Annotated in this window: 6 protein-coding genes; 2 read left to right on the plus strand and 4 right to left on the minus strand. The window is 38.4% G+C overall.

What is annotated here, in order from left to right; translation table 11 throughout:
* The coding region (locus HP439_RS17010) for a nucleoside-diphosphate kinase (RefSeq protein ID WP_172391536.1) at window positions 1–335 on the plus strand (335 nt) is incomplete at its 5' end.
* A gap of 57 nt (window positions 336–392) precedes the next feature.
* On the opposite strand, the gene ybeY is transcribed toward HP439_RS17010, so the two are convergent.
* Together ybeY and ruvX are read right to left on the minus strand one after the other, a co-directional pair.
* The gene (ybeY, locus tag HP439_RS17015; protein WP_172391537.1) at window positions 393–827 is read right to left on the minus strand and encodes an rRNA maturation RNase YbeY; all 435 of its coding nucleotides are present in this window, start codon (window positions 825–827) and stop codon (window positions 393–395) included.
* Between the two features lie 4 nt (window positions 828–831).
* Entirely contained in the window at window positions 832–1,245 is a 414-nt protein-coding gene (gene ruvX, locus HP439_RS17020; protein ID WP_172391538.1) for a Holliday junction resolvase RuvX, read from the minus strand.
* 98 nt (window positions 1,246–1,343) lie between these two features.
* Between ruvX and def the strand changes: the two genes are divergently transcribed.
* On the plus strand, window positions 1,344–2,576 hold the full coding sequence (gene def / locus HP439_RS17025) for a peptide deformylase (protein WP_172391539.1): 1,233 nt from the start codon (window positions 1,344–1,346) through the stop codon (window positions 2,574–2,576).
* Window positions 2,577–2,604: 28 nt separating this feature from the next.
* On the opposite strand, the gene HP439_RS17030 is transcribed toward def, so the two are convergent.
* Together HP439_RS17030 and dnaG are read right to left on the minus strand one after the other, a co-directional pair.
* Window positions 2,605–3,663, minus strand: a complete 1,059-nt coding sequence (locus HP439_RS17030; protein ID WP_172391540.1) for a glutaminyl-peptide cyclotransferase — start codon at window positions 3,661–3,663, stop codon at window positions 2,605–2,607.
* Between the two features lie 157 nt (window positions 3,664–3,820).
* Entirely contained in the window at window positions 3,821–5,830 is a 2,010-nt protein-coding gene (gene dnaG / locus HP439_RS17035; protein WP_172391541.1) for a DNA primase, read from the minus strand.
* Window positions 5,831–6,147 lie beyond the last annotated feature (317 nt).

Below are 6,147 nucleotides of genomic sequence, written 5' to 3' on the forward strand. Positions count from 1 at the left end.
TGGGTGGATTCAAAATTATTGCGATGAAATATATCCAACTTTCAAAAGAAACCGCGGGTGCATTTTATGCTGTACATAAAGAAAGACCTTTCTATAATGATTTAGTTGATTTCATGTCATCTGGCCCAATTGTCGCTGCCATCTTAGAAAAAGACAACGCTGTTGAAGACTTCCGTGCATTAATAGGCGCTACAGATCCAAGTAAAGCAGAAACAGGTACAATTCGTAATAAATACGCAAAATCTATAGAGGCAAATGCTGTTCATGGATCCGACTCTGATGAAAACGCAAGAATCGAAGGAGATTTCTATTTTTCACAATTCGAAAGATTCTAGTCTTCTAAATATTTTAGAGCAAAGGAGGCACTTTAATTAAGTGCTTCCTTTGTCTGTTTAGAACGGTCTTTTTAATAGATATTCGTTCTCCTTTTCTGTCATAAGATTCTTCTCCTCTTTTTTCTTATCATGATACCCGCAAAGATGGAGAACCCCGTGAATAATAACGCGGTGAAGCTCATCTCTCTGAGAAACGTCGAACTTGTTAGCATTCTCTATCACCCTTTCTACGGATATAAAAATATCCCCTTCAATAACATCATCTTCTTCCGATGAATCGAACGTTACAATATCAGTATATGTGTTATGATTGAGGTACTCCTGATTTATATTCAAAAGATACTCATCTGAACAGAGAATAAAACTCAATTGACCAACCCGTTTAAATCCTTCCGACTTAACAGTATCTTGGATCCATTGACGAACTTTTTGTTTATCTTTCAATATATAAGTAATTCCCTCACTAAAAAAAAGTATATCTCTGAGTGCCATAATCCTAAAATGTTCTAGATTCTAAATATGTTTGTAATATAAGCGTTGCCGATACCGTATCTATAAGCTCCTTTTGCTGGCGTTTACCTTTTTTCATACCACTTTGCGAAATTGCATTGGACGCGATCTTAGAAGTAAAACGCTCATCAATTTCAACAACATTAATTCCGGGGTAAGTTTTTTTTAACCGACGCACAAATCCAACGACGTATTGCCCCGATTCAGAAGCCGTACCATCCATTTGCAGAGGTTTCCCTACAACAAATGTCTCCACTGGTTCTTGCTGTATATAATTTACCAAAAATTCCCAAATCTTTTCTGGATGGACCGTCGTTAGTGAAGTTGCAATAATTTGCAAAGGGTCAGTGACCGCAATACCGATACGCTTGGTACCATAGTCAAAAGCCATTATCCGCATAAAACTATTTTTATACAAAAATACGATTCATTTGGGAGGTTATACTAAAGCCAGCTGAAATAAAAAATCTATATCTTTGCTGGACTAAATTAATTTGCATGAGATACACATTTATTATTCTGTCGATATTGCTTATGAATGTGCACGATGGCGTCGCGCAAAACGACAGTAGTGAAATAGAATTGTACAGACAAGAACAACTCAAGTCACTACAACAAAGTGCCGGAGGACCAATCGCCGCAGAAAACATCCAATTTGTTAATTATTTCCCTTACAACCCTGAGTTTATTGTGGAAGCAACCGTCGAATACTTAAACGATGAGCCCGCTTTTCGCATGCCGACCTCCGATGGGACAAGTAAAGAATTTAAACGTTTTGCATTACTACACTTCACGCTCAAGGGGCAAGAATTTAGCATACCTATATATGAAAATGTAAGTCGTTTCCAAACCAAAGCGCAATCAAATTATCTATTCTTTCCAATCATGGATTTAACCACTGGAGATAGTTCCTACGAAAGCGGTCGTTATATTGATTTAAAGCGGAACGATATTAAAAACGGGAAAGTACGAATCGATTTCAACAAAGCATACAATCCGTATTGCGCGTATAGCAGCGGGTATCGTTGCCCGCAGCCACCCAAAGAGAACTTCATCAAATTAGCCATCCCCGTAGGCGAAAAAAAATATACGGGTCCAAAAAACCATCGAGAAAAAAATACGACCATGGCTAAAGACTTTACCGATAGAGAAAAAAAACTTATCCTTTCTGGAGCGGCGGATGAAAAAATGTACGTTTTACAAACTACTTCGGAAAAAGATTCAATCATCCTGCGTACCCAATCCGATGACGTCAAATATGACACCCCTCTGCTAGAACTTTTGACAAAACGGATGTATGCAACCGTAACGGATCCCGAACACTCGGGAGTGGGGCTTGCTGCCCCCCAAATCGGTATTAATAAAAATGTTATATGGGTACAGCGCTTCGATAAAAAAGGAAATTCGTTTGAATATTACATCAATCCGAAAATCGTCTGGCGCTCCGCTTTATTGCGTAAGGGGGTGGAAGGTTGCCTGTCTATACCAGAAAGAAAAGACGATGTGTTACGGAACTATGCTATAAAATTGCAATATTTAAACCCCAAAACCGGAGTGCAAATCGAAGAAATTGTAGAAGGATATACCGCTGTGATATTCCAACATGAAGTCGATCACCTGTACGGCATTCTCTTTCCAGATCGTTTACAAGAGCTGGATGAAGAAGAAAAGCCAGTTCGACTAAACGAAAATATCGAATTTTCAATAAAGAAAGGAACTATTATACCGTGATAAATAAAACACAAAAAACTACAAACAGTTATCGCGCTTTTACGCTGATTTCATATAATTTATCCCATTGCTTTCCTGTCACGTATAAATTTTTAGTTGTAGCGTTATAAGCAATTCCATTTAATTCCTTGTCGGTCTTACTAGGTTCACTATGGAGACCTAGTAAATTGATATATCCTTCTACAATCCCAGTCGCAGGATCTATGATGGCAATGACGTCTTTTTCGTAAATATTTCCGTAAACCTTACCATCAATAAATTCTAACTCATTAATAAAATCTACAGAACCTTGATTATCATATACCGTTATGGACCGAACTTCTTGAAAAGTTTTCGGATTCAAAAATGTTAATTTGTTACTACCGTCTGATTTAATCAGAAATTCTCCAGCATTACATATCCCCCAACCCTCAGTACTATTTTGATAATTAAAGGAACCTACTTTTTCGAAACTTGATTTGTTTAAAACAAGGCCTTCATTGTTTAACCAGGTCAGCATGACAATCTTGTCGCCAACTATAGTCATCCCCTCTCCAAAATAGTCTCTACCGTTTTCACTTTTCCCAACAAAATCCTTCCTCTGAAGTACCTCTCCCGTTTTTAAATCCACTTTTCGTACCGATGAAATTAATCCGCTTCCTGCACCAGTGGACTCATAAAGCACACCATTATGATATTCCAAACCCTGCGTAAACGCCTTGGTATCATGTGGATATGCGTTTATTTTTTCGAAAGTAAACTGTCTTGGTGTTTCAGGCAGAACCGTAACATTACTATAAGCGGTAGATTCTTTGCCTGCAATATAGGCTCGTGCGACAAGATTCCTTGTCCCTAGGCCCACCTTTTCGGTATCTAAAAGGACCTCTGAGGTATCTTGCTTTCGTCCAATTACCTTACCATCTACCGAGTAGATCACCGAGTCGACTGTTGTATCTGGAAACAGCATTTTCAATGCAACCTTTTCCCCATAAACAATACTTTGGCCAGACTTGGGCGTAACGAACTCAAATTTTTCTTTTTGGGATTTACATCCGACCACAAAAATACTTGATAAGGCAATTAAGCCTAATATATTATTAAATTTCATTTTTATAAATTTAGTAGAACTTTACGGACATTCACTTTTGTGTGATAGCTCCCGTTGTTATTGTTCTACAGACCAATTTAAGGAAATATTTTAAGAGACAAGGTTAAAAAAAGTTAGTTTTAACAATCGGACGCCCGTTTAACAATTCTCGTCAAATTTACTTAACAATAATATTTCCTAAAAAACTAGCTAACAACTTTTCCGCTTCCTTCAATTTTTGGTACTTTGAAAGTAATATTTCTATATCAGCGCCATTATTTTCCCTTTTAAGCTCCTCTCGAATCTTATGCATCTCCCGCTCGACCTTTCTTTTCTTTATTCGATAAATCGCTTGAATACTGAGTTCTTGAAGGTGCTCCCGTTCTTGGGTGACATAAATCTTTCGTTTTTCATCATTCCAATTCGGACTTAACTCATACGGACTAGACACGCAGGTTATCGCTAGATCTTGAACTTCTTTGTCTTGGTGAGAAAAGAAAAATTTCGCTTGAGGAATTTCATAATCTTCCGCCTTTTTCTTAAACACTTCAATAATAAAAGCACTAGGACGGTCTTCAAAAGTAACATCATCTAATGCACTCAATATATAGGGGGCGATAGGAATATCGCCGTCAGCTTCCCAAGTTGCAAGTTCAGCTCCATAATTTAATAGAATACGAACGATTTCACGTTCTTGGAGTATCTCCGACGTGATTATTGGTGTTTTCTGAACCTCGGAGAGACCAATTTCTTCACGTTCCTGATCCGTTAAAAAGAAATCCGCAGGAGGCATCTCCGCACCCACGGCTGATGCGGACGACGAGCTAGTTGTCGAATTAACTCGATTTCCGTGCTGGATATTTTTCTTTTCATCTGCCTTAGCCTTTTGAATACGCATTTTATTCAGCTCGGTAAGCAAAACCCGTTCTTCTATATCTAATAAACTAGAACATTGTTGTATGAATACAGAAACCTTAATCTCATCGGGAATAAGAGAAATACTTTGTACGACTTCACGAATAACTTCCGCCCGCTTTATTGGATCCCCACCTGTATCCTTTAATAGAATATTTGTCTTATAGAAGATGAAATCTTCCTGGTTCGATTCAATATACCCCTTAAATTCTGATGAACCGTATTTTTGAACATAAGAATCGGGGTCGTTACCATCGGGAAAAAGAAGAACTTTAACATTAAGTCCCTCCTCAAGTAGCATATCCATACCTCTTAAGGAAGCCTTTATACCAGCGGCATCGCCATCATACAGGATTACAACGTTTTTAGTGAACCTGGAAATCAGCCGAATCTGTCCAGATGTGAGAGAGGTGCCCGAAGAGGAAACGACATTTTCGACACCCGCTTGATGCATTGAAATCACATCAGCATAACCTTCGACAAGGTAACATAGATCATTATCCATGATCGCCTTCTTTGCAAAATTCAACCCGTAAAGTACATCCGACTTATGATAAATTTCGCTCTCTGGAGAATTCACATACTTAGGTACCGACTTCTCTGTCTTTAAAGTACGCCCACCAAATCCGATAACACGTCCGGTGAGGTTATGTATTGGGAATATGACTCGGCCTCGAAACCTATCGTAAACACTACCGTCATCGCGTTCAATGGATAAGCCAATTTCCTTTAAATAATCTTTGTGAAAACCATCTGAAATTGCAGCATCGGATAATGCTGTCCATTGATCGGGAGAGTACCCCAGTTCAAATTTCTTTATTATATCTTCACGGTACCCTCGTTCCTTAAAATAAGATAATCCTATGGTTTGTCCGAGCACCGAAGTCCAAAGCTGTTCCTTGAAATACTTTCCCGCCCAACCACTCAAAACATATAGGCTCTCGCGTTTATCCTGTGCAGCCAATTGTGCTGGAGAACGTTTTACCTCTTCAATTGGTACGCCATATTTATCAGCAAGGTACCGTATCGCTTCAGGGTAGGAATATTTCTCAAGCTCCATAACAAACTTAAGGGAATCTCCTCCAACACCACAACCAAAACACTTATATATACCTTTGGCCACCGAAACATGAAAAGAAGGAGTTTTCTCATTATGAAAAGGACAATTCCCTATTAATGAAGTTCCTCGTTTTTTCAAGTCTACAAAATCGCCCACCACTTCCTCTATCCGAGCAACATCTAAAACCTTCTCAATGGTCTCTTTGGCTATCATTATCTATAATTTCTCTTAAAATAAATCTGTGCGATACTATAATGTTGCTAAATTACTCCAATCAACTCAAAATTCAAATTAATACCTGCATTACTCCGAAACCTTAATTCCCGCTTAACCATTTGTATAAAATAAAGAATGTTTTTGTGATGATATAACCTACAAATCAAATTGCATTTATATCCATGGTAAAAAAGGCACAAAAAAACCCCTCCAATTACTTGAAGGGGTTTTGTATAAAATTAGGCACCGACCTACTCTCCCACCTGTTACGGCAATACCATCGGCTCTGGCGGGCTTGACTGCTCTGTTCGGAA

It is taken from the genome of Sphingobacterium shayense, from assembly GCF_013179575.1.
Taxonomy (GTDB): domain Bacteria; phylum Bacteroidota; class Bacteroidia; order Sphingobacteriales; family Sphingobacteriaceae; genus Sphingobacterium; species Sphingobacterium shayense.